Origin of the sequence: Stutzerimonas stutzeri (assembly GCF_018138085.1) — a bacterium.
GTDB classification, from domain to species: Bacteria; Pseudomonadota; Gammaproteobacteria; order Pseudomonadales; family Pseudomonadaceae; genus Stutzerimonas; species Stutzerimonas stutzeri_AI.
Genome location: NZ_CP073105.1, coordinates 2,664,850 through 2,690,707, shown reverse-complemented (window position 1 = coordinate 2,690,707; position 25,858 = coordinate 2,664,850). Strand labels below are relative to the sequence as shown.

Genomic DNA, 25,858 nt, shown 5'->3' with positions numbered 1-25,858 from the left:
ACCCGCGCACCGCAGACCTCGCCCCGCAACGTTGGAACTGGCTGCTCGATCCGGAATGCCCCAGTCGCGACCAAACGGCCAAGGTAGCCGCCTCGTCCTGTGCGGTCGTTGGTCAACAAGCGACGACCGCCTGAGCGACACCGTCAGCATGTGGCGCAACGCCTGGCAGCCTGTTCACGCTTTACATGATGGCCGTCATATGGTTTATATGTTGTGCATCATTCAATGCGCGTGCAAACGTCGAATCGCCGAGGAAGGCCCATGAACCATGCAGAACGAGAAAGCCGTTTGGCCGAATGGCTGAATGCCGAAGAAGCCATGCGAGCCCGGCTGGGGCCGGTCGGTAGCGTGCCGCTCGCCACGGCTACGGCCATGTCTCCGCAAGAATTCTTCGATGCGATTGGCCGGGGCGAGTTGCCTCGTCCGCCAATCGGAGAGCTGATGGGCTTCGTGCCGGTGGACTGGGCACCAGGCTATTTCGTCTTCCAGGGCACGCCGAGCGAGCGCCACTACAACCCGCTGGGAACTGTGCACGGTGGCTACGCGGCCACCTTGCTGGACTCCTGCATGGGCTGCGCCGTGCACACCCGGCTGGAGACAGGGCAGGGATACACGACGACGGATCTGCGCATCACCTACGTACGTGCACTGCGCGCCGGCGTCGGACCGGTACGTGCCGAGGGCCGGGTGATACATGTCGGTCGCTCCACCGCTGTGGCCGAAGGGCGTCTTTACGATGTGGAAGACCGCCTCTATGCCATCGGCTCGACCAGTTGCCTGATCCTCACGCCGAGCGCGTGAGGCCACCCCCGCGTCGCTGTCGGCAGTGATCGATTCCATTGACATCGCAAGCGATCGACGCCAATCGCCACGGCTATGTCGGATAGCAATCGACGCTGTCGTGCGCCGCCGGCCTTTGAAGTAAGGAATGACATGACCAAGCAAAATGCAGTTCGTATCGTCGTAACGGGCGTTGGGATCGTCGGGCCTCTGGGCTGTGGCGCAGAGATCGTCTGGTCGCGGCTGCTGGCGGGGCAATCGGGCATTCGCACGTTGCCTGAGGACGTGGCGGAGGGGACCGGTTGCGCCATAGCGGGGCGCGTGCCGAGCGTTGCCGAGGACCGCGAGGCCGGCTACGACCCCGATCGGTATATCCCGGCCAAGGATCGCAAGAAGATGGATCGCTTCATCGAATTCGCGCTCATCGCCGCCAGGGAAGCTCTTACCCAGGCGAGCTGGCAACCCACCGACGAAACCGCCCGGCAGCGAACCGCCACCCTGATTGCCTCGGGCGTCGGTGGGTTCGATGCGATCACCGAGGCCGTGCGCACCACCGACCACCGCGGGCCACGTCGGCTGTCGCCATTCACCGTGCCGTCCTTCCTGGCCAACATGGCGGCCGGGCATGTCTCGATCCAGCACGGCTTCAGAGGGCCGCTCGGCGCGCCGGTCACCGCCTGCGCCGCCGGTGTGCAAGCGATCGGGGACGCCGCGCGTCTGATCCGCAGCGGCGAGGCGGATATTGCCGTTTGCGGCGGGACCGAGGCCGCGATCCATCGCGTCACCCTCGGCAGTTTCGCGGCGGCGCGGGCCTTGTCGACCGGATTCAATGACCGTCCGCAGGAAGCATCTCGGCCCTTCGATCGCAACCGCGAAGGCTTTGTCATGGCCGAAGGTGCCGGTCTGCTGGTGATCGAATCTCTGGAGCATGCCCTGGCGCGCGGCGCCCAGCCTCTGGCCGAGCTGGTCGGCTACGGCACCAGTGCAGACGCCTACCACCTGACGGCCGGTCCGGCCGATGGCAGCGGAGCGCGTCGGGCGATGGAACTGGCGTTGCAACAGGCCGGGGTGGCGCCGGGCCAGGTTGATCACATCAACGCGCATGCGACGTCCACCCAGGTCGGTGACCGAGGCGAGTTGGCCGCCATTCGAGCCGCCTTCGGAACGGGGTCGGGCGTGGCGATCACTTCGACCAAGTCCAGCACCGGGCATCTGCTGGGCGCCGCCGGTGGCATCGAAGCCATCTTCACCGTGCTCGCGCTTCGTGATCAGATCGTCCCGCCCACGTTGAACCTGACCGATCCCGACGAGGCGGCCGACGGACTCGATCTGGTTGGCTTGAACGCAAGGAAGATGCCGATCGAGTATGCGCTGTCCAATGGGTTCGGATTCGGCGGCGTCAATGCCAGCGTGCTGTTCCGTCGCTGGCAGCCAAGCTTGCGCACCGTCTGAGCGCCGGCTGTACGTTGCGGCGGGGCCTGTAGAGCAGGCTCCGCTCACGTCGACGGCCGACCACGGCTAGTTGTCGGTTGTTGCAAGCACCCGGGCAATGGTTGGAGGAGCCTTGGGGCGGGCGTATAGCGACTCCAGGTAGGCTTTCAACCTCGGCGCGTTTTCGAGCATCTGCTCTTCGTTTGCCCAGTCCAGCGTATACGCCGCAGTGAAGTCGGCCACGCTGAGCCGGTCGCCCACCAGGAACTCACGGTCCTTCATGTGTCGTTCCAGCACTGCCACCATCTCGATGCCTTCCTGGCGCGCCAGATCGATATCCTGCGGTAGTCGCTGATTTTCCGGATAGATGAACGTATGCCGCGCTATGCGCCAGAGCGGCTGCTCAATCTCGGTGACCAGAAAGAAGATCCAGCGATACATCTGGGATCGGTCTTCCACCGTCGCCGGAATGTAGCCCGCCTCGGGGTTTTTCTCCGCGAGGTAGAGCTGAATGGCGGCCGATTCGGTTATGACGAGGTCGCCATCGACCAGAACCGGCACCTTGGCGGCGGGGTTGAGGGTGAGAAAGTCGAGTTTCCGTTGCTCGCCTCTCAGAAGGTCCACCGGAACCATCTCGTATTCCAGCCCCAGTTCGTTGAGCAACCAGATGACGCGCAGAGCGCGGGTTGGCGGCGTTCCGTACAGTTTCAACATTTTCGGCTCCCGTGATTTCAGGCAATTTCGCTTGGATGCCTAATTAGTCGAGCGGGAGCGTGCCGAATCGACACCCTATAAATATAAAAAGAGCGTTAAAAACAGGCTCGGATGCGAGACCGTTCCGCATCCGAGCCTGTTTTCGTCTGTTGCCGTTCGCTCGCTGTTTTCAACGCCGCCTGGCGTGGGTTTTCCAGCAACATCTGCCGATATCAGCGAACCTTGAAGCGGCTGACGACAGCCGACAGGCGCCTGTTGCTGTCGAGCAGCGACTCGGTGCTGCGGTCCACGCTTACACCGCTTTCAACCAGCTCGTCGACGACATGTCGGACAGCGACCATGTTGCGGTTGATCTCCTCGGCGACGGCGCTTTGTTCTTCCGCTGCGGTGGCGATCTGGGTGCTCAGGTCATTGATGTGAACGACCGAGCCCGCCATTTCATCCAGGCCGACGGTGACCTGGGCGGTCTTGTCTGCGGTAGTCTGGCAGCTGACCTTGGTTTGCTCCATGGCCTGGACCGCCGAACCGACGGCCTGCTGCAGGCGCTGCAGCGTCTCGTTGATCTCGGACGTGCTCTGCTGCGTACGAGCCGCGAGCGCCCTGACTTCGTCGGCGACCACCGCAAAGCCGCGTCCTTGCTCACCGGCGCGAGCGGCTTCGATGGCGGCGTTCAGCGCCAGCAGGTTGGTTTGGCCGGCGATATCACCAATGACGCCGAGCACGTCGTTGATCCGTTGGGCATCGGCTTCCATTGCCTGCACCTTGGCGGTCGCGCTTTCAACTTCGCTGACCAGGGCGCGCACGCTGTTGGAGGCATCGTCAACGACCCGCTTCGAGGAGACGGCGTTGTGGTTGGCGGTTTGCGTGAAGGACGCGGTATCGCTGGCACTCTGCGCAACGGACTCTGCGGTCGAACTCATCTCGTTGATCGCGGTGACCGCCTGATCCGTTTCCGATGCGTGCCTGGCCAGGGCCTCGTTGGTCGTGCGCGAGAGCTGCTTGAGCTGACCGATTTCGGCATGGATCTGGGTAGTGGCATCGCTTACATCGATCATCATCGCCTGCAGATAGCCGATGAATCCGTTCACCGAGCGACCAACCTGATCGACCTCGTCTTCGCCCTTGATGTCGATTCGCTTGGTCAGATCGGCGTCACCCGCCGACAGGGCATCGATATTCGATCGCAGCACCCCAAGCCGTTTCATCAGCTGGTTAAGGGCGACGATCATCAACGCCAGCAGGATCATGACCATGGGGATCTGCAGCGAGGCGAGCGTCTTGAGCATGGCATCGCTGCGGGCCTCGAGCTGGGCGGTCGGCAGCGCCGCGGCGAGCCACCAGGGGGTTCCTTCGATGGGGGTCAGAAAGAAGCTGAAGTCTTCGCCGTCCCTGCTGTAGGACGCGCGATGCAGTTGCTGCGGCATATCGGCCAGGGCCTTCTGCACGGTGGCGATGAAAGGCGACTGGCTGGCCAGCTCCGACACGTTACGCAGTACCATGTCTGCGCTCAGTTGTGGCTGGTTGCTGAGGATCTTGCCATCCGCTTCGACGATCATCACTTCGCCGTTGATCTCCTTCTGCTTATCGGCGACCAGACGGTTGAAGAAGCCAAGGGTCAGATCGATCGTCGAGACACCCCAGGCCGAGCCGTCCTTGTAGATGGTCATGGCGCAGTTGGTGCGCGGCTCGGCGCTGGCGTCGTCCTTGTACGCCGCGGCCCAGACGCACTTGCCACGAGGCGCCTGCATGCCGCCGCGATGCCAGGGTTCCTCGAAATAATTCTTCGATTCAGCCGAGTTCCAGTGAGTGTTGACGATCAGCTTTCCTGCCGAATCCCGGTGGTAGAAGGTGCTGTGTTTGGCACGCCCCGGGGTACGCAAATTGGGCAGCGGCCAGATTCCGCCGCCAAAGACTTTCGCGTCGCCGTACTGATCGACCAGACCGGGCAGAACCCGATCGATCTCGTCGCTTTCCAGCATGGGTACGGTCTGGGTAATGCTCCGTGCCTGGGCTTCGACCCGCGCAAGCTCTACGCCGATGTGTTCACCAATCTCGGCGACCTCGGACAAGACGATGGTTTCACCGGCGGCAATGAGCTGCGGGGTGATGAATCGCTTTATCCCAAGCATGGTGAGGAGCATCACCAGCAGAACGAAGCAGATGAAGGTGAGGGTGTAACGGGCCTTGATGGTGCTGAATGCTGACATCTGTCCTGAACCTGTAAACAGCCGGCCCAACGGGCTTGGCGAACGGCGGTCTATCGGCTACTTGCCGGCCAGCTTGAGGCCCGGCTGACTAACGGTTTGAACGCTGCGCCGCTACTGGCAGGGCAAGGGAAACGAAAACGCCCTCCTGGCCATGGGCGAGGAGGGCGTTTGGACAGCGCTGGGCTAACGGTCAGCCGCGGTGGTTGTACTTGCCCAGATCCATATGACGGTTCACATCCTTGTACAGCAGGTAGCGGAACTTGCCCGGGCCGCCCGAGTAGCAGGCCTGTGGGCAGAACGCGCGCAGCCACATGTAGTCGCCGGCTTCCACCTCGACCCAGTCCTGGTTCAGACGGTAGACCGCCTTGCCCTCGAGGACATACAGGCCGTGCTCCATGACGTGGGTTTCGGCGAAGGGGATGACCGCACCGGGCTCGAAGGTCACGATATTCACATGCATGTCGTGACGCATGTCGCTCATGTCGACGAAACGGGTCGTGACCCACTTGCCGTCCGTACCCGGCATCGGTATCGGCTCGATGTCTTGCTCGTTGGTGACGAAGGCTTCGGGACGCGCCAGGCCATCGACCGCCTGGTAGTACTTGCGCACCCAGTGGAAGCGTGCCGGAGCGGCGTTGGAGTTGCGCAGTGTCCAGGTGGCTGCCGGCGGAATGTACGCATAGCTGCCAGGACGCATCGCATGCGTGGTGCCTTCGAGTGTCAGCGTGAATTCGCCATCGACCACGAACAGCACGCCTTCGGCATTCGGGTCCTGCTCAGGGCGGTCGCTGCCACCGCCTTCCGCCAGTTCGACGATGTACTGGGAGAAGGTCTCGGCAAAGCCGGACAGAGGACGGGAAAGCACCCACATGCGCATGTTGTCCCAGAACGGCAGATGGCTCGTGACGATGTCACGCATCACGCCCTTCGGAATGATCGCGTAAGCCTCGGTGAACATCGCGCGATCGGTCAGCAGTTCGGTCTGCGCTGGGTGCCCGCCAGTGGGGGCATAGTATTTGGTGTTTGCCATAAAACTCCCGTCATGGTTGTTGGAACCTGCTGGCGAGGCCGCAGGCTGGGGAAGGAGCAGATTTTGTATACATATTGAACATGTTTTTATCGAAACTGTATACAATAAATCTGCTTTCACTCCAAACCCGCGCTAAGCCTGGCGTCGAACGCTTTCGACCGCGCAAATTTTCGCGAGCTTTCCTGATCCTTACGGGCTATTTCCAAGGCCGAGCGGGTCGATGTTCATACGTAGAGCAACCCGCGAAACCCTCTGGCGGCGTAGTAGGACTGCGCACCGTTGTGATACAGGAACACCTTGCCGTAGCGCCGATCGCAGAACAGTGCCCCACCCAGCGAACGGACATCGGACGGCGTGCTGACCCAGCTGGACGTTTTGCTATCGAATTCGCCGAGTGTCTGCAGCGCCCGGTACTGCTGTTCGGTCAACAGCTCGATACCCATCTCATGGGCTCGTTCAATTGCACTGGCCAGTGGCTTGTTCTCCTTTCTGGCGTTCAGGGCCGGGTCGTCATAGCAGAGGCTTCGGCGACCAGACGGGCTCTCGCTGGAGCAATCGCAGAAGGTGAACTGCCCCGTCTGCTTGTCGTGCGCTATCACGTCGGGTTCGCCTCCGCTGTTTTCCATTGCCAGCAGGGAGCGCAGGGCATTGGCGTTGCTTTCCAGCCTCGCAAGGACATCGCCCCATTCGATACCTTCGTGGCGATGAGCGTTTTGCTCGAAGCGATCCTTCAATAGGCGAAGCAGGGCTTCTCGTTCGGTTTTCTTCATGATTCGCAGCCGTTGTCGAGGGTTGCTGGGCCATGTGTGGTTCGGCGCGGATAGGTGCTGCCGACAGCCTGACGTGTCGTCCAGCGTTGCGGCGAACGACCGTTAGCGTAGCTGCTGATCCGGATGGATGCAGACCGTGAAGGTTGCCCGCCGTGTTAGTGCTCGATGGTGCAGGCAGGACGGAAGAAGATCGCCGCGCCGTTGCGGCTAAGTGGGGGATTAATTCTTGAAGGCCGAGATCCGGCTTCTGTTGCGGCGCTGCAGCGATGCGTTGCCGGATCGGGACAGCGCGCCGCTCTACTGCGGCAATACTGCCGGGGCGCGCTTCGCTCCGTTCAGGTTGGCGTTCGGTTTGGCTCCGTCGGATCTAGAACGGCGAGGCTTAATCCACAGAAACTGTGGATAACCAAGTGGATATCGCCGTAGAAGGTTCGCTCAACGTCGCTAGCATCGGGGCTGCGTTCAGACTGCTCGAAAATCGCTCAGCCGGCCCCGGCTTTTCCTGTCGTTTCAGCTCGTATGCGCAACAGTAATGGCGTCGGCCGGCTCTGTTGCGCCGCTTCCGGCTGCAGCCCCAGGGCTGCATACGCGCGGCTCAGCGTGCCGGGGAGCTAGGGTCCTAGAGCAGGCGCTCGCGGCCTTGTTCGCAGGTGGGCGGGCCCAAAGCAAAGGGAGCGCTGTCCAGCGATCTGGGCTAGGGCGGGGGAGGCCGTTGGGACGCCGATATTCCGGCCCTGCCAACTAGAACTTTGCGGTCACTTCCTGGCAGGGCACCGGGAGCCGCCCAAGCGTTGTCCACGATCAGCGGCCCCCACGTGAATCAGCAATACCTACCCCTCTGTTACACCCTCTGTTTGGATAACGGCAGCAGCACTGTCAGAAGCTGATCACCGTCTTCAGCCCTATGGCCACCACGTCCTGTGCACCGTCGAAACCGCCTGGCCGACGGAAATACTGGAGGTTCGGCGTCAGCGAGACGGCTGGAGCCAAGGCGACGCGGTAGTAGAGTTCGGCTGGGTATTCCACATCCGGCACCGGCTCGCCCTGTTCGCGCAGATGCTTGCGGGCGTCGTCGTTGATTTCCAGGCGGCCTAGACCAAGCCCGATCTCGTCATTCGGGCGCGAGGCGAATGGGGCGGAGAGGATGCCGCCAACCTGCCAGATGCGCTCGATATAGGTCACGTCCGGGTCGGACTGGATCAGGTTGGCGAACAGTTTCAGCCGCCGCGCCGGCAGCGCAGCGCTCTGCCAGATTTGCTGCTCGGCCATCAGGTAGCCGCCAGTAGCCTTGTCATGTTCGGCGGCTGGCGCGCCGGAAAGCGCCATCGGCCGACCGGCCGCGTCACGGTAGACGTCTTCGAAATCGCCGGTGTTGCGCCAGAGGCCCAGGCGATAGGCGCCAGGTTGGCCGGAGAAGGTTGGCGTCCAGCCCAGTTCGGCTACCGCGTGGTAGCCGGTGGTGCCCGACGGGCTGCCAAAATTCAGGCCCTGCTCGCGCTGGGTGAAACGTGGGTTGACCTGATAAAGCGCAGTCTGCAGCGACCACTCTTCGTCCAGCTGGTAACGCGCGGTGGCGCCCCATTGGCTGATCGGCCAGGTGTACCAGTTCGGCGTGATGTAGCCGGGCACCGTGCCGCAGAAGCCGAGGTTCTGGAACGGACAGTCGAAGGGATAGATCTCGCCGCTCATGGGCAGGCGACCGAGCTTGAGCAGCAGGCGGTCATCGAGCAGCGCCTGCTCGTAATAGAACTGCACCAGCCGGGTGGTACTGCCATAGCCGTAGATTTCCTGCGGCTGCAGCAGCACGCCGAGGTCCGCCTCGGCGTTGAGGTTCTCGCCGTTGCGGTTGACCACGCTGAAGCGGAAACCGGCGCCGGACCAGCCCAGCAGTTTGTCCAGGTCCAGTGCGGCGTCGAACATCAGTTGATCGGCGTAGGTGCCGGTGTGGTCATCGCCGCCCTGGGTATTCCAGGCCAGTTCGTTGACGTAGGTGATCTGCAGATCGACGCCGGACTCGTGCAGGCGGGTGCGGCTGCCGTTCCAGTCGCCGAAGAGGAACTGATCGGGTGAATACTCGGCCGCGTGGGCAGAAGTGAACAGGCAGGCGGCGAGAACGCCGCTGCCGAAGCGCAGGCTTGTTGTCATTGTTCTGATCCTTCGAATGTGACGGTGCGGGTGCAGCGAATATCGTTAGTTGGAAGGCCTATGGCATAAACGGTATCCGCGTGCGCTTGTGCTCGTTACTCATTACCTGTGGCTAGGTAAGGGGCACTGCGATATCGGTGTGTCCAGATCAAAGCCCGAATCTTCGCGATTGAAGTGGCGGTTGCATGCTCGTTCTATCACTTGGATCCAGGCTTCTATCCAAACTCAAACTCTTGTCGGTGTTACCGGATCAAGCGATTGGTTTGGCGTTTAAATGATGGCTAGTGTCCTCCGCCAGACTTCACACCATCGTGTGCTTGCCTACGAATGAAATGACGAATGTTTTCCAGCTCTGCATCTGTCAAATCCGGGAATTTCGGCATGCCATTGGCAAGCAACGCGCCACCGCGCACAACACTCTCGAACGCTTTTTCGTTGCCTTTGAGCGGTATCGGCGACTCCCGCAGATCGGGTGCTTTCATACCCGCAACAGCTCCGGCGCCATGACAGCCAACGCAGAGGTTCTCTGCGAAAACACCTGCGCCGGCCTCTGCTTTTTTGGCATCGACCTCGAACTTCGCATCGATAATTGGCCTGGCAAGCTGCGGCGCAGGTTGTTCTGGAACAACCGCTTTTCCATCTAGCGAAAACGTCATGATGCGGCGCTCATGCACGCCATATTTCCAGCCATGGCTTTCAAAACCCAGTTCACCGGAGCCGCCAAAGTTGGAGGCCAATGCACCACCAGGTCCCACCAGAAGGGAAACCATCTGCTTGCCATCCAGTTTGTAGGTAATCGGTGGCGCGGAGATGCCAAGGCCTACGTCATAAGACCAAAGTTCGTCGCCGGTGCGCGCATCGTAGGCTTTGAACAGGCCGTCAGGCTGGCCCTGGAAAACCAGGTTGCCGGCTGTGGTCAGGGTTCCGCCACCCCATGGGCTCTTCTGGTTCACTTGCCACACACGCTTGTTCTTGACCGGGTCCCAGGCCTGCAAAGAACCGCGAGATTCATGCGGGTCTTTGGTCAGCTCCCAACCGGTCAGGCCCAGATAGAGTTTGTGGCTCGCCATCTTGTGGCCAGGCTTCGTGTTCTTGCCATCGTCCTTGAAGGTATTGCCCAGATGGTTGGTGGGGATAAAGGCAAGATTCAGCTCGGGGTTATAAGACATCGCGTGCCACGAGTGAGCGCCGAATGCCGAAGGGTAGATATTCTTCTCGCCATCAGGATATCTGGCGTCCTTAGCGACAATATGGCGTTGCTCTTTCAGGTCGTACCTGGGTGACCAGTTGGCATCGGCGAATTTCTCAGCAGACAGTACCTTGCCGTTCGAGCGGTCGATCGTATAGAAGAAGCCGTTTTTTGGCGCATGCAATAGAGCATCGACATCCTTGCCATCGATTTTCAGATCGGCCAACACGATGTCCATGTTCGAGTTGTAGTCCCATGTGTCACCGGGCGCAGTTTGGACGTGCCATTTGTATTCGCCTGTATCCGCATCTACCGCTACGAGAGAGCACAGGAACAAGTTATCGCCGCCCCCCGGGCTACGAACCTTGATATTCCACGGCCCACCATTGCCTGTACCAAAAATGAGCTGGTTGTATTTCTCGTCGTAAGTCCAGCCATGCCAGGCGTTACCGCCACCGCCGTTCTCCCACCACCGGCCGCTCCAGGTTTTAGCAGCCATTTCCTGAGCTGCATCCTCGAATCCATCGGCAGGATTGCCAGGAACGATATAGAAACGCCAAATCTGTTTGCCCGTTTCGGCATCATAAGCGGTCACATAACCGCGCATCGGGCCAAGTTCTGTTCCACCATTACCGACAAATACCTTGCCATCGAAGGCCTTGGGATGGCCGGTAATGTTCAACGGCTGGTCATGGTCAAAGGTTCGGGTTTGCCAGACTTCCTTGCCGTCTTTCCTGGTAATCGCAATCAGACGGCCGTCCCAGGTGGCGATGAATAGCTTGTCACCATAGGTCGAAAGGCCGCGGTTATGCTTCCAGAACACTTTCTTCATGTTGTTGTCGATGATCTCTTTGGAAACTTGCGGATCGTATTCCCAAAGCATCTTGCCAGTGCGTGCATCGAACGCACGTGTCCTGTTCATTTCACCGACGTAGTACATGACGCCATCGACCACCAAAGGCGTTCCGACGATATCGGATCGGTCCGGCAGCGGCGCGTACCATTCAGGCTTCAGCCCGCTGACGTTGTCTACATTGATGTCTTTGAGAGGGCTGAATCGCTGTTCGGAATGTGTTCGCCCGTAAGCCAGCCAATCAGCAGTATTGGATTCATCAGACAATTCCTTATCCGTAATGGCTCTGTCTGATGCGTGCAGTGGCGTAATCGCAAAAAGCGAGGCCGCCATGATCATTTGAACCCTTAGGTTTGACTGTTTTAAGTTCATTTTTATTATTTCCTGTTTAGGGTTTGTTCTCGCTTCAGGCATGCCTCAAGCGAGCATTCACTGGTAAAGCTCTTCTGATATTTTTTTATTTGTAAACGACTTTCGCTGTTGCGCCCTTTAGTAGCGAGCAACATGATGTGCGCGTATATCACTGCTTTTCAGGATTGTTATTTAAACGTTTATAACTACAGGTCCGGCTTCGTTGCGCTTTTGTTGCCGGTTTTGGTGGCTTTGGTGGCTTTGGTGGCTTTGGTGGCGTTGCGACCCTGCTGCAGTGACGCTCGGCGCCAACGCCCGTGCGTACCAGGGCTGTATGCGCTCGGTTCAGCGTGCCGGGGAGCGCGGGTCCCAGAGCAGGCGTTCGCGGCCTTGTTCGTAGGCCATTCCCTCGGGGAAGCTGACCAGCTCCAGTTGCAGCCCCCAGGGCGCGAGGAAATAGACCCAGGTCAGGCCCTTGCCCGGCCCTTCGGTAAACGTCGAGGGCTCGCCGAGCACACGGATGCCGCGTTCGCGCAGGAAGGCCACCGCCGCCTCCATGTCGTCGACGTAGAACGCCAAGTGATGGCCGCCGATGTCGCTGTTTTTCGGTGGTGAGCCGGCCTGGTCGGGCGCCGAATACTCGAAAACCTCCAGGTTGGTGCCGTTGCCGCAGCGCAGCATCTGGAAATTCCTGATCACTGCACGCGGATGGACGTTGAGGTGCTCGTGCATCCAGTCGTCGTCGAAGGCGAAGGTGCCGAGCTCGAAGAACGGCTCGCAGCCCAGCACCTCGCAGAAGAAGCTCACCGCTTCCTCGAGGTTCGGCACGGTCAGGCCGAAGTGTTGGATGCCGCGCTGGCCGGGCAGGCTGCCTTTGGGCGCAGTGGGGGTGGGATGGTTCATGGTGTTTCCTCCGATGCATGGCGGGGCCGGATGGCCTGCTGTGTTGTTGTTATTCAAAGCAAGGGGGAGTGCCGTCCGGCGGCGAGGCCTTCGGGCGGATAGGTGGTGCGGGCGCCGAGTTCCAGGCCCTGCCAGGCGAGGACGCGCTGGTAGCTCTCGGGCAGCGATGCCGCGGTTGCCCAGGGATCGGCCAGCCGCTCGCCAAGCGCCAAGTGACTTTCGGCCTGGCAGCGCAGGTCGCTGGCGCAGGCGTGGTAGAAGCGGTTCACCACATCGGCCATGGCTTCGCGCCAGTCCTCGACCAGCAGCGCCGCGTGAGCCAGCACCACCGAGCGGCCATCACGGCTGCGTCGCCAGCGCTGGGCGGTACCGGCCAGCTTGCGAGATTCCAGGGTGAGGTTGAAGCGACCGTCGCAGAACGCGCCGGGCACCGCGCCCACTCCGGCCTTGAGACCGTTCTCCGCCAGCCAAAGCGCCAGCGGTTCGAGCAGCCGCTCATAGGCGACGTCGATGCGCTTGCCGGCTTCGTCACCGGCCGGCAGGGCATAGGCCAGTGCAACGTTGAGCACCGCCGATGATTGCGGCACCGGCTCGCCGCCGGTGTCGCGCAACAGGATCGGCCAGCCCTGCGCCGCGCAGCGTTGGCTGGCCAGGGCGAAACCGGGCCGGCGTTCGAAGCTGCCGGGCATCACCAATGCCTGGCCGGTCGGCCGCCAGAGCAGCAGCTGGCAGTCGAACAGGCCATCGCAGACGCGCTGCAGCAAGGCCCGCTCGGCATTCAGTCCGGCGCCCACGCTGAACCGGGCGATGCCGTTCATGCGGCGTGCTCCTCGATGCGCCGGCAGAGATCATCGAGAAACTCAGCTGCCGGCGATCCGTTGACCGCGCGGTGATCGAAGGTCAGTGACAGGCCCATCCACTCGACTTCCACCAGCTCGCCGCTCGGCCCGAGCTCCAGCCTCCGCTGAATGCCGCCAACGCCCAGAATCGCCACCTGTGGCGGGTTGAGGATCGGCGTGAAGTGATGCACCCGCGACAACCCCAGATTGGAGACGGTAAAGGTGGCGCCGGTCAGCTCCTTGACCGACAGCTTGCCGGCCTGCGCCTTGTCCACCAGCGCCTTGCGCGCCTGACACAGGGCTTCGCCATCCAGCTGCTCGGCGTTGAACAGCGCCGGAGCGACCAGCAGATCGCCCGGCAGCGGAATGGCCAGGCCCAGATGCACCGCTGCATGCTGGTGGATCACCTCGTCTTCCAGCGTGGCATTGAGGCCGGGATAGGCCTGCAGGGTTTCGATCACCTTGAGCAGCAACAGGTCCTGCACGGAGACCGCGCTGCCCTCGGCTTTCAGTTCGGTCCGACGGGTTTTCAGCGCATCCAGCCGGCATTCGCTGTGGTGGGTCAGCTGCGCGGTGGTCTGCAGGCTTTCGTGCATCTTCGCCGCGATCATCTTGCGCATGCCCTTGAGCGGCACCCGTTCGGGGGCGCGCTCGGGCAGATTCTCCAGTTGAGTCATGGCTATTCCACCTGGCCGATGACCGCACCCTTGGCGATCACCGCGTCTTCTTCCTCGAGGATCTTCAGCACGCCGGCGGTCGGCGCTTCGATCTCGAACTGGGCCTTTTCCGACATGACCTCGGCGACCAGGTCACCAGCGGCCACTTCGGCACCGTCGCTGACCAGCCAGGAGGTGATCACCGCTTCGGCGTCGCCTTCCCAGAGGTCGTCTGCAATCACGATGGGGGTACTCATAAATGTCATTCCTTATGCATGGCGTGATAAGCGGCCACGATCTTGTCGGCGTTGGGCAGGGCCCATTGCTCCATGACCGGGGTGAAGGGGATGGGGATGTCGGGGAAGGCCACCCGCTGCGGGCGTGCCTTGAGCATGCCGATATCGTGCTCGACGACGCTGGCGATGATCTCGCCGCTGACGCCGAAGCTGTGATAGTCCTCGTCGATGACGATCAACCGGCCGGTTTTTTTCACCGAGGCGATGACGTGCCCGCGGTCCAGCGGCACCAGGCTGCGCAGATCTATGACCTCGGCGCTGACACCGTCCTTCTCCAGCTGAGCAGCCGCGCGCAGGGCGTGATGCACCCCGGCACCAAGGCTGACCAGGCTGACGTCGCGGCCTTCGCGGACGGTCTTGGCCTTGCCGATCTCGACGATGTAGGGCTCGTCGGGCACCGGCACCGTGGCGCCTTTCTCGGTGCCCAACCAGCCCATGCCCTGCAGCGCCTTGTGGAAGAGGTAGACCACCGGGTTGTCGTCGCGAATCGCCGCGGTCATCAGACCCTTGGCGTCGTAGGCGTTGCTCGGCACCACCACCTTCATGCCCGGCAGGTGGGCGAAGGTGCCGTAGAGGCATTGCGAGTGTTGCCCAGCGTCCGAGTAGCCGGCGCCGGTGGAGGCCATCAACACCATCGGCACCGGCACCTTGCCGCCGGAGAAGTAGGTGTTCTTCGCCATCAGGTTGTAGATGGCGTCCATGCAGACGCCGAAGAAGTCGACGAACATCAGCTCGACGATCGGCCGCATGCCGTCCGAGGCAGCGCCTACGGCGGCGCCGATGAAAGCGGTCTCGGAGATCGGCGTGTCGCGAATGCGTTCCTTGCCGAACTCCTCGTACAGCCCGCGTGTATTGCCGAACACGCCGCCGAGCTGGCCGATGTCCTCGCCCATCACGAACACCTTCGGGTCCAGGCGCATCTCCTGCGCCACGGCAGCGGCCATGGCGCGGGCGACGGTGAGTTTTTTCTCAGTTGTGGCAGTGGTCATGAGGTTCTCCTTTTCAGCCGGCCAGCGCGCTGGGGCTGACGATGATCTTGACGTTGCGGTCCTTGTGGTTGGCCAGCTCCTCGAAGCCCTGTTCGAGGATGTTGTCCAGGCCGATGCGCCCGGTGATCAGCGGGGTGACGTCCATGCGGCCGTCGGTGATCAGGGCGATGACATCGGCGAATTCGCCGGCGTAGGCGAGCGAGCCGATCACCTGTTTCTCGGTGGCGACGATCTCGAAGAAGTTGAATTCCGAGGGTTCCTCGAAGATGCCGACCATCACGCAGCGACCGGCCTTGCGGATCACGTCGATGGCCAGTTTCGCGGTGGATTTGTGGCCGATGCATTCGAAGGAGACGCCGGCTCCGTAGCCGCCCGTGAGCGCCTTGATCTCGGCGATGGCGTCGCACTCGCTGGGGTCGATGACCCGGTTTGCACCGACTTCCAGCGCCTTGGCCTTGCGCGCGGCGGACATTTCCAGGGCGATGACCTGACCGGCGCCCGCGGCCTTGGCGCACATGATGGTGCACAGGCCGATGGTGCCGGCGCCGACCACCACCACGGTTTCGCCGAGCAGGCTGCCGGCCTTCTTCACCGCATGCATGCCGACCGCCAATGGCTCGATCAACGCGCCGGCTTCCAGCGGAAAACCTTCGGGCAGGCGATAGAGCAATTCGGCCGGCACGTTGACGAATTCGGCGAAGGCGCCGTTGTTCATCAACCCGGTGAAGGCCAGCTGTTCGCAGAGGTTGTACTGGCCGGTCTTGCAGAAGCGGCACTGGCCGCAATGCTGGCAGGCATCGGCGGCGACTTTGTCGCCCGGCGCGTAGCCCTCGACGCCTTCACCGGTGGCGACGATCTCGCCGCAGAACTCGTGGCCGAGGATGCATTGACCCTTGATGCCGGTGAGCGGGTGCGGCGCGTCCACCGGGATGAACACCGGGCCTGCGAGGTATTCGTGCAGGTCGGAACCGCAGATGCCGCACCAGTGCACGCGGATCTGCACCCAGCCCGGTTGCGGCGAACCCGGTAGCGCGACTTGCTCCAGGCGGATGTCCTTGCGACCGTGCCAGACGGCGGCGGTCATGGTGGCTTGGCTATTCATGGCGTTCCTCTTGTTGTTCTGGCTGACTTTGTTCGCGAGCGAGCTCGCGCCTACAGGTTTCGGTTTGCCGCGTGCCGCCTTTGTAGGAGCGACCCTGGCCGCGAATCGGTGGCTCGGGTGTCCATTCGCGAGCAAGCCCGCTCCTACGTGTCTCGGTTTGCCGCGTGCCGCTTTTTGTGGGAGCGATCTCGATCGCGAAGCGGTGGCTCCGATGCCCGTTCGCGAACAAGCCCGCTCCTACAGGTTTCGGCTTGCCGCGTGCCGCTTTTTGTGGGAGCGATCTCGATCGCGAAGCGGTGGCTCCGATGCCCGTTCGTGAGCAACCCCGCTCCTACGTGTCTCGGTTTGCCGCGTGCCGCTTTTTGTGGGAGCGATCTCGATCGCGAAACGGTTGCTCCGGTGCCTGGCGAGCACGCCCACTCCTACGGTTCATGGGCCTTACACGAACACCTTTTCCATCGCCTCTTCGGGGCGCGGATAGGGACTTTCCCGGGCGAAGGCGATGGCCTCGTCGATGCGCCCGCGCGCGCGGGCGGCGATGTCTTCGGCCTGCGCCTCGCTCATCACCCCTTCGTCGATCAGGCGCTGGCGGTAGCCGGGGATCGGGTCCTTTTTCATCAGGCCGTCCTTCTCGCCCTCGGGGCGGTAGGTTTCGCCGTCGCCCATGAAGTGGCCGGCCAGGCGGTAAGTCTCGATTTCGATCAGGGTCGGGCCGCCGCCTGCACGGGCGCGCTCGATGGCTTCGGCGGCGGCTCGGAACACGCCGTCCGGGTCGTTGTTCTCGACGAATACACCGGGCATGCCGTAGGCCGCCGCGCGAACATGGTGCTGCTTGATGCAGGTGGCGCTGGCCTTGGCCACCGAGATGCCCCAGGCGTTGTCCTCGATGACGAACACCACCGGCAGCTTCCACAGTGCCGCGAGGTTCAGCGTTTCGTGGAAGGCGCCCTGGTTGGCTGCGCCCTCGCCAATAAAGGAGACGGCCACGCCGGGCTTGCCCTGCATCTGCCGCGACAGCGCTGCGCCGACCGCCGGGCCCATGCCCTCGGCGATGATTCCCGAGCAGGAGAAATTCACCCGGCCGTCGAACAGGTGCATGTGCCCGCCACGTCCGCCGGACAGGCCGCTGGCCTTGCCGAAGATCTCGGCCATCATCTCGTTGAGGTCCACGCCCTTGGCCACGGCGATGTGGTGCGGGCGGTGGGTGGCGGTGACGATGTCCTCGGCGTTCAGGTGCGCACAGACACCCACGGCACAGGGCTCCTGGCCGTTGGAAAGGTGCATTTCGCCGGGGATCGGCCCCTTGGCCATGTTGAACACCGGCGTCTTGCCTTCCATGTAGATGCGCTCGATGGATTCCTCCATGTAGCGGCTGGTCAGCATCTGCTCGTACATCCACAGGCGCTGCGACTGGTTGGGCTGGGTCATGGTCGACTCCCTTGAAGTAGTGGTCAGATCGCGCGTTCGTTGAGCAGACGGCCGATCTGCTCGGCCTGGCGCAGGGCCAACGCGACGATGGTGAGGGTGGGGTTCTGGCCGCCGCTGGTGGTGAACTGGCTGCCGTCGGAGATGAACAGGTTGGGGATGTCATGGCTCTGGCCCCACTTGTTCACCACCCCGTCACGGGCCTTGGCGCTCATGCGGTTGGTGCCCATGTTGTGGCTGGCCGGGTAGGGCGGCAGCTCGATGACATCGGTGGCACCGGCGGCCTCGTAGCACTTCGCGGTGGCGGCGACGCCGTGCTTGCGCATGGCGGCATCCATCGGGTGATCGCTCTTGGTCACCACCGGAATCGGCAGGCCGTACTGGTCCTTTTCACTGCCGTGCAGCGTGATGCGGTTGCTCTCCAGCGGCAGATCCTCGCCGCACAGCCAGACGCCGGACATGCGGTCGTAGTTCTCCATTCGCGAGGCGAACTGCTTGCCCCAGCCCTTGGGCGTCGGGTCGAGGAAGGCCGAGAGGAACGGCAGGCCGAGGGCGAGAATCTCCAGGCGATAACCGCCGACGAAGCCACGCGAAGGGTCGTTGTAGGACTCGTCGGAGATCACCCCGGCACAGGTGGTGCCGCGGTACATGTGCACCGGCTTGGGCATAACCGCGAAGATGCCGGCGGTGGTGTGGGTCATGTAGTTGCGCCCGACCTGGCCGGAGGAATTGGCCAGCCCGTCGGGGAACATGGAGGATGCGGAGTTGAGCAACAGCCGCGGCGATTCGATGGAGTTGCCTGCCACGCAGACCACCCGGGCCTTCTGCCGCTGGATGTTGCCGTCGGCGTCGGCGTATACCACGGCGTTCACCTTGCCCTTGGCGTCGTGCTCGATGCGCAGCACCATCGACTGCGGGCGCACCTCGCAATAGCCACTGGCCTCGGCGCGTGGGATGTCGGTGTAGAGCGTCGACCACTTCGCGCCCATCTTGCAGCCCTGCATGCAGAAGCCGATCTGCTGGCAGGCGGCGCGGTCGTCGTAGGGCTCGGTGTTGATCGCCATCGGCCCGGAGAGAATCTCCTTGTAGCCGACGCGCTCGGCGCCGGTGGCCAGCACCTTGAAGGAGTTGTGCCACGGGTGGTAGGCCATGCCGGTGCTCGGCCCGGTCACGCCCATGTGTTTCTCGGCCTTCTCGTACCAGGGCGCCATCTCTTCCAGCGTCACCGGCCAGTCGAGCAGGTTGGCGCCGGCGATGTCGCCATTGATGCTCTGCATCTTGAATTCGAAGTCACGGAAGCGCAGGGCGATGCCGGCCCAGTGCACCGTGCTGCCGCCGACCGCCTTGACGATCCAGGCGGGCAGGTTGGGGTTGTTCTCGGCCAGGTGCCAGCCGCCTGCGGCGATGCGTTTGTCGAGCCAGGAGATCTTCTTGAACATCGCCCACTCGTCGTTCTCGATATCTTCCAGGCTGAAGCGCTTGCCGGCTTCGAGCACGACGCTGCGTATCTTCTGTTTGGCCAGGGCGTTGGCCATCGTGCCGCCGCCTGCGCCGGAGCCGATGATCACCACGACGCCATCGTCGTCCTGAGCGAAAGTTGCCATGGGGTATTCCTCATCTTGTTTTTGTTGTGGTCCCGCTCGGCGGGAAGGGGGTGTCGTTCAGAGCCAGTCGATATCGTCGAAGCCGCGATTGACGTAGCCACCTTTCTCCCAGGACGAGCCCTCGTAGCCGAACAGCGGGAACAGGGTCTTGTTGTCGTACAGGCCGAACATCAGGCTGCTGCGCACGGCCTTGAAGAAGGGGGTGGTTTCGATTTCGGTCAGCAGAACGACCCGATCGGCCTCGGCAAGCTGCTCGAAGCGCGCCTCGTGCGCCTGACTTGCACGCGTTTGCAGTTGGCTCAGGCCGCTGGCGACCAGGTCTGGTTGTTCGTCCACCAGTCCGAGCAGCGGTTCTATGTAGTGACGGTCGCTGATGAAGTCGTGCGGGAAGATGTCCCGGCCCATGCGCAACAGGCCTTCGGGAAGGTCCGGCAGCTTTTCCTCGGCAAGCAGGTTTACCGGGATGAGCTGAGCCAGGCCCATGACGGCCAGGGACTGGCCAGAGAGGGAAAGAAAGCGCCGCCTGTTAAGCGTGTCGCGCTTGCCCAGGGAATTATGCATGACATGACTCCTGATTATTACCAGCAGTTCTGAGGTCAATCAGGCTGCGGTGATCTTGTTATGCGAGAGTTGTTCCGCAAAACAAATCGAGCAGTTGTCATGCCAACTTTTTAATGTTCCGTTTTATATGCCTAACTTAATGATTCAAAAGAAAATCTGATTTAAGAATCACCCTGCTGTAACCATCCTGTAACGCTGTTTCGGCGTTACACCTGTAAAGCGTTGTAAAGCTCTTTACACCCTGAATAAGCTACGAATAGCGCCAAGCCATGCATCCAAAGTTTAGGCTGGCCAGACCCTCTCAATGGTTTATCCTGAACATCGTTGAACAACAATAAAACGTTATGCCGGAAGCACTGGCATCGAGCCGATGCCAGTGCTTCGAGGAGAGTGCATGAACATGCTGTCCGGTCCCGTAAGTCATATCGACGCGGTGCTTTCCTTGGCCAATGCGCCGCACTTGCCGGGTGATCGCGACCCGATCATCGCCCGCTCGTGGCGCCGCTGTGTACATGACTATGGACTGGACCCGGCGCGTCCCGCCGAGGCGCGCTTCGTTCCGCGGCAAGTGCTGCGCGAGCATCAGGATCAGGCCGACGAGCTGATCAACGTCGCCCGTGCCGGCGTCGAGCAGCTCTACCGGCAGATCGCCGAGCTGGGCTACGTGATCCTGCTGACCGACAACCGCGGCATCGCCGTACAGTTTCTCGGCGACCCGGCGGATGAAAAGGCCCATCGCAAGACCGGCCTGTTCCTCGGCTCGGACTGGGGCGAAGACCATGCCGGCACCTGCGCGGTGGGCACCTGCATCAAGGAACAGCAGGCGCTGACCTGTCACCAGCACGATCATTTCAGCGTCTGGCACACCAATCTCACCTGCACCGCAGTCCCCATGTTCAACCCGCAGGGGCAATTGCTGGCCGTGCTCGACATTTCAGCGCTGCATTCGCCGCCGACGAAGGACTCGCAGACCTTCGCCCTGCAACTGGTCAAGCAGTACGCACGGATGATCGAGGATGCCTACTTCATGCGCGTTTACCGCGACCGGCCGATTCTTGGCTTCGACGGTTCGCGCGAGTTCGTCCTGATCAACCGCCGTTACCTGCTGGCGTTGGGCGACAACGGCGAGCTGCTGGCCGGCAACACCGCCGCGCGCGGCCTGCTGGCCGAGCACGGGCTGATGACGCAGGGGCCCTTCGGCACGCTGGCGCAGGCGCGGATCGATCAGCTGTTCGACTGCGAGCTGAACGATGTGCTGAGCATTCCCTACGCCAGCCATGACCAGGTCCGTGCCTTCCGTACCCACCGCCACCAGCTGTTCTTCGCTGCCTTGATGGAGCCGCGTCGCCAGATTTCAGAGCCGACCGAGCGCAGCATGCCCGGCGGGCATTCCGCGCTCGATGCCCTGGCCGACGACGACCCGGTCATGCGCAAGATGCTTGCCCGCGCCAAACGCCTGTGCAGCGAACCGCTGAACGTGCTGCTCAATGGCGAAACCGGCACCGGCAAGGAACGCCTGGCCAAGGCGCTGCATGAAAGCGGCTGCCGACGCAGCAAGCCCTTCGTCGCGATCAACTGTGGCGCGATGCCCGAATCGCTGATCGAAAGCGAGCTGTTCGGCTACGCCCCCGGCACCTTTACCGGGGCGCGCAGCAAGGGCATGCGCGGGCTGATCCAGCAGGCCGACGGCGGCACGCTGTTCCTCGACGAAATCGGCGACATGCCGCTGCATTTGCAGACCCGATTGCTGCGCGTGCTGGCCGAGCAGGAAGTGATGCCGCTCGGTGCTGAAAAGCCGGTGAAAGTGGATATCCGAGTGGTCGCCGCCAGCCACCGCGACCTGCGGCAGATGGTCGAGAGCGGGGCGTTTCGCGAGGACCTGTTCTACCGCCTGAACGGCGCGTCGCTGAAGCTGCCGCCGTTGCGTGAGCGGGCGGACAAGGCATTCCTGATCGATCGCGTGTTCGCCGAGCTGGCCGAAGGGCGCCCGGGCAACCCTCATCTGCGCGGTGATGCGATGAGTGCGCTGCTGGCCTACCCCTGGCCGGGCAACATCCGCGAACTGCGCAATGTGCTGCAGTACGCGCTAGCGACCTGCGAAGAAGACGAGATCACCGTCCAGGACCTGCCGGACGAGTGCCTGCCACGAATTCTGGCGCGCTGCCGTGACGACGCCGGCGACGCGGTGCCCGAGCCCGAGCCTGCTTTGGCGCTGCGCGAGCTGCTGCGTCGTGAACACTGGAACGTCAGCGCCGTTGCACGGGAACTCGGTGTGTCCCGCCCCACGGTGTATCGCCGCATGCGGGTGCTGGGTATCGAGCCTCCTAGATGACCATCGTTGTCGGCGGGCGTCGGCCGAACTGTTAAGGCGTTGCCGCAGGGTAGCGCTGGTCTGCCCGAGCGCCCGGGTGCTCCCGTTCTGCGAGCAGCCGGAAGTGTGCCCAGTGTTGCGGCGATACCAGCCTGAGGCACGGTGGCCGTGGCGCTTATAGCGTTTTGGCTGTGATACCCGCTAATGCGATGGAGGATCGTGCTTCGGAAGGCTGTCCAGCTACGTTATGCTAGTGGCACTAGGCTACTAAACCGGTGAAAGCATGCCGCTGTCTGCGAATCCCTCGCTCGGAAAGATCATTTCCCATCCGGCAACGATTCCAGGAATCGCGTTCGTGCTGATGGCTTTGATCTGGTCCGTTCTTCTGATCGAGCAACAGCGCAACCGAGACTTCATCGAACAGAAGGCAGTGGACGAAGCGGCGAATCTAGCGCTGGCATTCCAGGAAAACGCCGCCAGTACATTTCATGACGCCGATACGGCGTTGAAGCTGTTGCGCCCCGAATGGCAGCGGGGCCCAGTGCACTTCGACGAACGCGTACGAGCGCTGCAGAGTGCGTTCTACAACGACCTGCTCATGCAGGTCGCTGTGATCGGCGCGGACGGCCTGTTGCGATACTCCAGCCTGGGGCCGACGACCGAGGCGATCGATCTGTCCGACCGCGAACACTTCAAAGTGCACCGCGCGTCGACACAGGACACCTTGCATATCAGCAAACCGGTGACCGGTCGCGTATCCGGGCGGCATACCATTCAGGTCACGCGACCTATCAGGGACGGCCAGACGTTGGTCGGGGTACTGGTCATATCGCTGGCCCCGGCCTATTTTTCGCGATTTTTCGATGGCGTGCACTTGGGCGAGCACAGCGCCATCATGCTGGTCGGAACGGATGGCGTCCTGAGAGCGCGCGGAAGCGGGCAAGTGGCAGAATCGGACGCGATCGGCGTCACCCTTCCGGCCAGCTTGCCGTTCGTGCAGCCAGGCTCGCGCCCCAACGGCAGCTTCCAGGCGCTCAGCCCGATAGACGGCCGGCCCAAGATCTACGTCTACCGGCGCCTGGCGGCGCTGTCACAATCAGTCGTAGTCGCCCTCGATGTCGAGGATGTCTTCGCCGAGCACCACCAGCGCTGGGAGCGGTATAAGGGATGGTCTGCTGGCATCTCGCTCCTGGTCATGCTCGGCGCCGGGTTGCTGGCTCGATCGATTTCCTTGCAGTTCGATTTCCGCAATCGCTTGTTGGCGCTTATTCAAGGGCTGCGCACGCTGAACGACATCGCAGTGAAACCGGCTTCGCTCAACGAGCGAATCGACGCTGCTTTGACCTTGAGCCGGGAGTATCTGGCGGCTGACTATGCGCTGTATGCCGGCCTGGAGGCCGACGGCTGGAGCGTGAGCCATTGCAGCGCATCGCCGACCACAGGCGCCAGGCTGGACCGGAGCCAACTGAGCGAGCTGTTCGCTGCGGCCCTGCACGAAGCCCAGCACGATGCGACCGCCGTGGAGTTGCGCTCGTTCGTGTCGATTTCGCAGTTGTACATGCATGACACGGACTATGCCGTTTCAGCCGTTCCGGTGGTGATCGGCGGGTCGCGCCATGGTGCGGTTGGCTTCGTCTTCAACACGCCCGCATGGGACGACACGAGCCGCAGGGATGGCGAGCTCATAAGGCTGGTGGCACGGCTGATCGGCAGCATGATCGGCGAAGACCTGACGCGACGCGAGCTCGAGCGGCTGGCCACCTCCGATTTCCTCACTGGCGCCAAAAGCCGGGGATTCTTCACCGAGGCGGTTGGTGTCGAGATCAGCAACTTGGCTCGCCATGGTCAGCCGTTGTCGCTGGCGCTGATCGACCTGGATTACTTCAAGCGCATCAACGACCACTACGGCCATCCGATGGGTGATGAGACGCTGCGGATGGTGGCTCGATCCTGCCAGCGCGCACTTCGTGCCGGCGACGTGTTGGCCCGCCTGGGCGGCGAGGAGTTCGCGGTATTGATGCCACGCGCAACCGAAGCGGACGCGATGGAGATTGCCGAGCGGCTTAGGCATTCCATTGCGCAAGGCGCTGTCTCGTCGGGAGAGCTCACGGTGACCATCACCGCGAGCCTGGGCGTCGCGCAGCTTGCAGCCGGCGAAGACTTTGCTGCCTTTTACAACAAGGCCGACAAGGCGCTGTACGCAGCCAAGCAGCGTGGAAGGAATCGTGTGGTCGCTGCAAGCGACATCCAGGCCGGACAGGTCGAGGCGCGTACCTGACCACGCATGGCATTGGGCGCAACGCGACTGGCGCGAGGTATCAACCTGCCGCTGGCACCGCGTTAGCGACTTCGTCGAGGATCGCTGCATCCAGCCGAAGCAGCCTCACGGTACGTTCGTCACGCAGGCTATCCGGGGTGCGATCCGGCGGCAGGCGCATCAAGGTTCCGGCCAGGTTCAGCACCAGCGCTTCGCGGCTGAATACATCGGCGCCTAGCCCGTAGAAGGCGCTGGTCGCCTGGCGCAACTGAAGCGGGAGCGCCCACCGCGAGCGCAAGGCCGATCCGAAACCGGCGGCATACCCGCTGGGCACCGACTCGATCCGCTCTTCGTCGAGCGCTTCACCGCTGTCGAGCCAATCCTGCAACGTTCGTAGCAGCGCAAGCTCTCCAATGTTGTGCAGCAGCCCTGCGGTATAGCAGAGCTCGACGTCGAGCCTGGCCTTGCGCGCGAGCCACTCGGCTAACTGCGCCGCGCGTTGGGCCTCCGCGCAGATGGTGGCGGCCCGGCGCGACAGACGTTCGTCGCCAAGGATGGCGCTGTGCTGCAGTGCCATGGCCAGGACCAGATTGAGTGCACGCTTGAGGCCGAGCCTCGGCAATGCCTGGGACAGCGACTGGCAGATGCTGGCCTGATGCTGCGCGGCGCTGTTAGCGAGTTGAATCAGCCGCGCGGTGACCTGTTGATCTTTCGAGAGCTGCGCCTCGATAACGCCCAGATCCCTGTCGTCGGCACTCAGGCATTCCTGAATCGCGATCTGGACCGCTTCGAGCATTGGGGCGCCGCGGTTGTTGTTGCGCATGCGCTCGAGGAACGCGTCCAGGTCGGGACCCGGTGTATCCGCCTGTGTATGCAGGCCTCGCGTCGCTCGCGGCAACAGTGTCAGCAGGCGCCGCTGCAGTTCGTCGAGGTTGCAGGGCTTGCCCAGATAGGCGTGGGGCCGTAGCGGGCGGGCGGCCCTTACGCTATGGGCATCCAGCCGTTGGCTGATCAATATGCACGGCAGCAGGCGGGTAGAGGTGGCTTGGCGTAGTTGGGCCAGTAGCGAGAACCCATCCAGCTCGTCCAGTTCGCCGTCGGCGATCAACAGGCCGGGCGTTTGCCGTCGGCAGGCGGTCAGCGCCGAATGGCCGTCATGCACCTGGATGACCCGGGTTCTGGGCGCCAGGTTTTCGATCAGCTGGGCCATCTGGTCCGCTCGCCAGGGTTCGCTGTAGGCGACCAGAACATAGGAAACAGAGCCCGGTCTGAGATCCCCGCCATTGATAGGGTGAGGCTGTTGTGGCGAGACCGAGCGCTTGGCCATTCGATGGGTTCCAAAATTCCAGCCGCAATTTTGCAACGCAATCGATATGTGACTGTCAGGTCAGATTGTCGCACCTGCACGGATCAATGAAGGACCGCTGAGAAAAGGCCAGGGAAGA

At 62.4% G+C, this 25,858-nt stretch carries 20 protein-coding genes; 4 read left to right on the top strand and 16 right to left on the bottom strand.

Annotated features, from left to right (window positions below; all coding sequences use genetic code 11):
- Nucleotides 1–261: 261 nt before the first annotated feature.
- Both KCX70_RS12315 and fabF read left to right on the top strand, forming a co-directional pair.
- Nucleotides 262–801, top strand: coding sequence for a PaaI family thioesterase (locus KCX70_RS12315; RefSeq protein ID WP_102845758.1), 540 nt, complete (start codon nucleotides 262–264; stop codon nucleotides 799–801).
- 132 nt (nucleotides 802–933) lie between these two features.
- Complete coding sequence (gene fabF, locus KCX70_RS12310) at nucleotides 934–2,232, top strand: beta-ketoacyl-ACP synthase II (protein ID WP_212617731.1); 1,299 nt, start codon at nucleotides 934–936, stop codon at nucleotides 2,230–2,232.
- 66 nt (nucleotides 2,233–2,298) lie between these two features.
- On the opposite strand, the gene KCX70_RS12305 is transcribed toward fabF, so the two are convergent.
- The 15 genes from KCX70_RS12305 to KCX70_RS12235 form a co-directional block, all read right to left on the bottom strand.
- A complete protein-coding gene (locus tag KCX70_RS12305; protein ID WP_212617730.1) occupies nucleotides 2,299–2,925 on the bottom strand; it encodes a glutathione S-transferase family protein in 627 nt (208 codons plus the stop codon).
- A gap of 212 nt (nucleotides 2,926–3,137) precedes the next feature.
- Nucleotides 3,138–5,132 carry a methyl-accepting chemotaxis protein gene (locus tag KCX70_RS12300; RefSeq protein ID WP_212617729.1) on the bottom strand — a complete coding sequence of 665 codons (1,995 nt, stop codon included), beginning with the start codon at nucleotides 5,130–5,132 and terminating at the stop codon, nucleotides 3,138–3,140.
- Nucleotides 5,133–5,322: 190 nt separating this feature from the next.
- Nucleotides 5,323–6,162, bottom strand: coding sequence for a bifunctional allantoicase/(S)-ureidoglycine aminohydrolase (locus KCX70_RS12295; protein ID WP_021208876.1), 840 nt, complete (start codon nucleotides 6,160–6,162; stop codon nucleotides 5,323–5,325).
- A 224-nt stretch (nucleotides 6,163–6,386) separates the two neighbouring features.
- A complete protein-coding gene (locus tag KCX70_RS12290; protein WP_212617728.1) occupies nucleotides 6,387–6,932 on the bottom strand; it encodes a DUF4256 domain-containing protein in 546 nt (181 codons plus the stop codon).
- An 876-nt stretch (nucleotides 6,933–7,808) separates the two neighbouring features.
- Complete coding sequence (locus KCX70_RS12285) at nucleotides 7,809–9,077, bottom strand: carbohydrate porin (RefSeq protein ID WP_212617727.1); 1,269 nt, start codon at nucleotides 9,075–9,077, stop codon at nucleotides 7,809–7,811.
- Nucleotides 9,078–9,358: 281 nt separating this feature from the next.
- Nucleotides 9,359–11,491, bottom strand: a complete 2,133-nt coding sequence (locus tag KCX70_RS12280; RefSeq protein ID WP_212617726.1) for a PQQ-dependent dehydrogenase, methanol/ethanol family — start codon at nucleotides 11,489–11,491, stop codon at nucleotides 9,359–9,361.
- A 324-nt stretch (nucleotides 11,492–11,815) separates the two neighbouring features.
- Nucleotides 11,816–12,373 (bottom strand): VOC family protein, encoded by a 558-nt coding sequence (locus KCX70_RS12275; protein ID WP_102850442.1) that lies wholly within the window; start codon nucleotides 12,371–12,373, stop codon nucleotides 11,816–11,818.
- 53 nt (nucleotides 12,374–12,426) lie between these two features.
- Nucleotides 12,427–13,191, bottom strand: a complete 765-nt coding sequence (locus KCX70_RS12270) for a lipoate--protein ligase family protein (RefSeq protein ID WP_212617725.1) — start codon at nucleotides 13,189–13,191, stop codon at nucleotides 12,427–12,429.
- On the bottom strand, nucleotides 13,188–13,889 hold the full coding sequence (locus tag KCX70_RS12265) for a 2-oxo acid dehydrogenase subunit E2 (RefSeq protein ID WP_212617724.1): 702 nt from the start codon (nucleotides 13,887–13,889) through the stop codon (nucleotides 13,188–13,190). The genes KCX70_RS12270 and KCX70_RS12265 overlap by 4 nt, the downstream gene beginning before the upstream one ends.
- Nucleotides 13,890–13,891: 2 nt before the next feature.
- Nucleotides 13,892–14,125 carry a lipoyl domain-containing protein gene (locus tag KCX70_RS12260; protein ID WP_212617723.1) on the bottom strand — a complete coding sequence of 78 codons (234 nt, stop codon included), beginning with the start codon at nucleotides 14,123–14,125 and terminating at the stop codon, nucleotides 13,892–13,894.
- A 5-nt stretch (nucleotides 14,126–14,130) separates the two neighbouring features.
- The gene (locus KCX70_RS12255) at nucleotides 14,131–15,153 is read right to left on the bottom strand and encodes an alpha-ketoacid dehydrogenase subunit beta (protein ID WP_212617722.1); all 1,023 of its coding nucleotides are present in this window, start codon (nucleotides 15,151–15,153) and stop codon (nucleotides 14,131–14,133) included.
- A gap of 13 nt (nucleotides 15,154–15,166) precedes the next feature.
- Nucleotides 15,167–16,237, bottom strand: coding sequence for a 2,3-butanediol dehydrogenase (locus KCX70_RS12250; protein ID WP_102851449.1), 1,071 nt, complete (start codon nucleotides 16,235–16,237; stop codon nucleotides 15,167–15,169).
- Between the two features lie 456 nt (nucleotides 16,238–16,693).
- The gene (locus KCX70_RS12245; RefSeq protein WP_212617721.1) at nucleotides 16,694–17,683 is read right to left on the bottom strand and encodes a thiamine pyrophosphate-dependent dehydrogenase E1 component subunit alpha; all 990 of its coding nucleotides are present in this window, start codon (nucleotides 17,681–17,683) and stop codon (nucleotides 16,694–16,696) included.
- Nucleotides 17,684–17,706: 23 nt separating this feature from the next.
- Nucleotides 17,707–19,284 carry a GMC family oxidoreductase gene (locus KCX70_RS12240; protein ID WP_212617720.1) on the bottom strand — a complete coding sequence of 526 codons (1,578 nt, stop codon included), beginning with the start codon at nucleotides 19,282–19,284 and terminating at the stop codon, nucleotides 17,707–17,709.
- 57 nt (nucleotides 19,285–19,341) lie between these two features.
- Nucleotides 19,342–19,845 carry a transcriptional initiation protein Tat gene (locus tag KCX70_RS12235; protein ID WP_212617719.1) on the bottom strand — a complete coding sequence of 168 codons (504 nt, stop codon included), beginning with the start codon at nucleotides 19,843–19,845 and terminating at the stop codon, nucleotides 19,342–19,344.
- Between the two features lie 394 nt (nucleotides 19,846–20,239).
- Between KCX70_RS12235 and KCX70_RS12230 the strand changes: the two genes are divergently transcribed.
- Together KCX70_RS12230 and KCX70_RS12225 are read left to right on the top strand one after the other, a co-directional pair.
- A complete protein-coding gene (locus tag KCX70_RS12230) occupies nucleotides 20,240–22,177 on the top strand; it encodes a sigma-54-dependent Fis family transcriptional regulator (protein ID WP_212617718.1) in 1,938 nt (645 codons plus the stop codon).
- A 262-nt stretch (nucleotides 22,178–22,439) separates the two neighbouring features.
- Nucleotides 22,440–24,434, top strand: coding sequence for a sensor domain-containing diguanylate cyclase (locus tag KCX70_RS12225; RefSeq protein ID WP_212617717.1), 1,995 nt, complete (start codon nucleotides 22,440–22,442; stop codon nucleotides 24,432–24,434).
- Between the two features lie 40 nt (nucleotides 24,435–24,474).
- On the opposite strand, the gene KCX70_RS12220 is transcribed toward KCX70_RS12225, so the two are convergent.
- Nucleotides 24,475–25,623, bottom strand: coding sequence for an HDOD domain-containing protein (locus KCX70_RS12220; protein WP_249121638.1), 1,149 nt, complete (start codon nucleotides 25,621–25,623; stop codon nucleotides 24,475–24,477).
- Nucleotides 25,624–25,858: the final 235 nt, after the last annotated feature.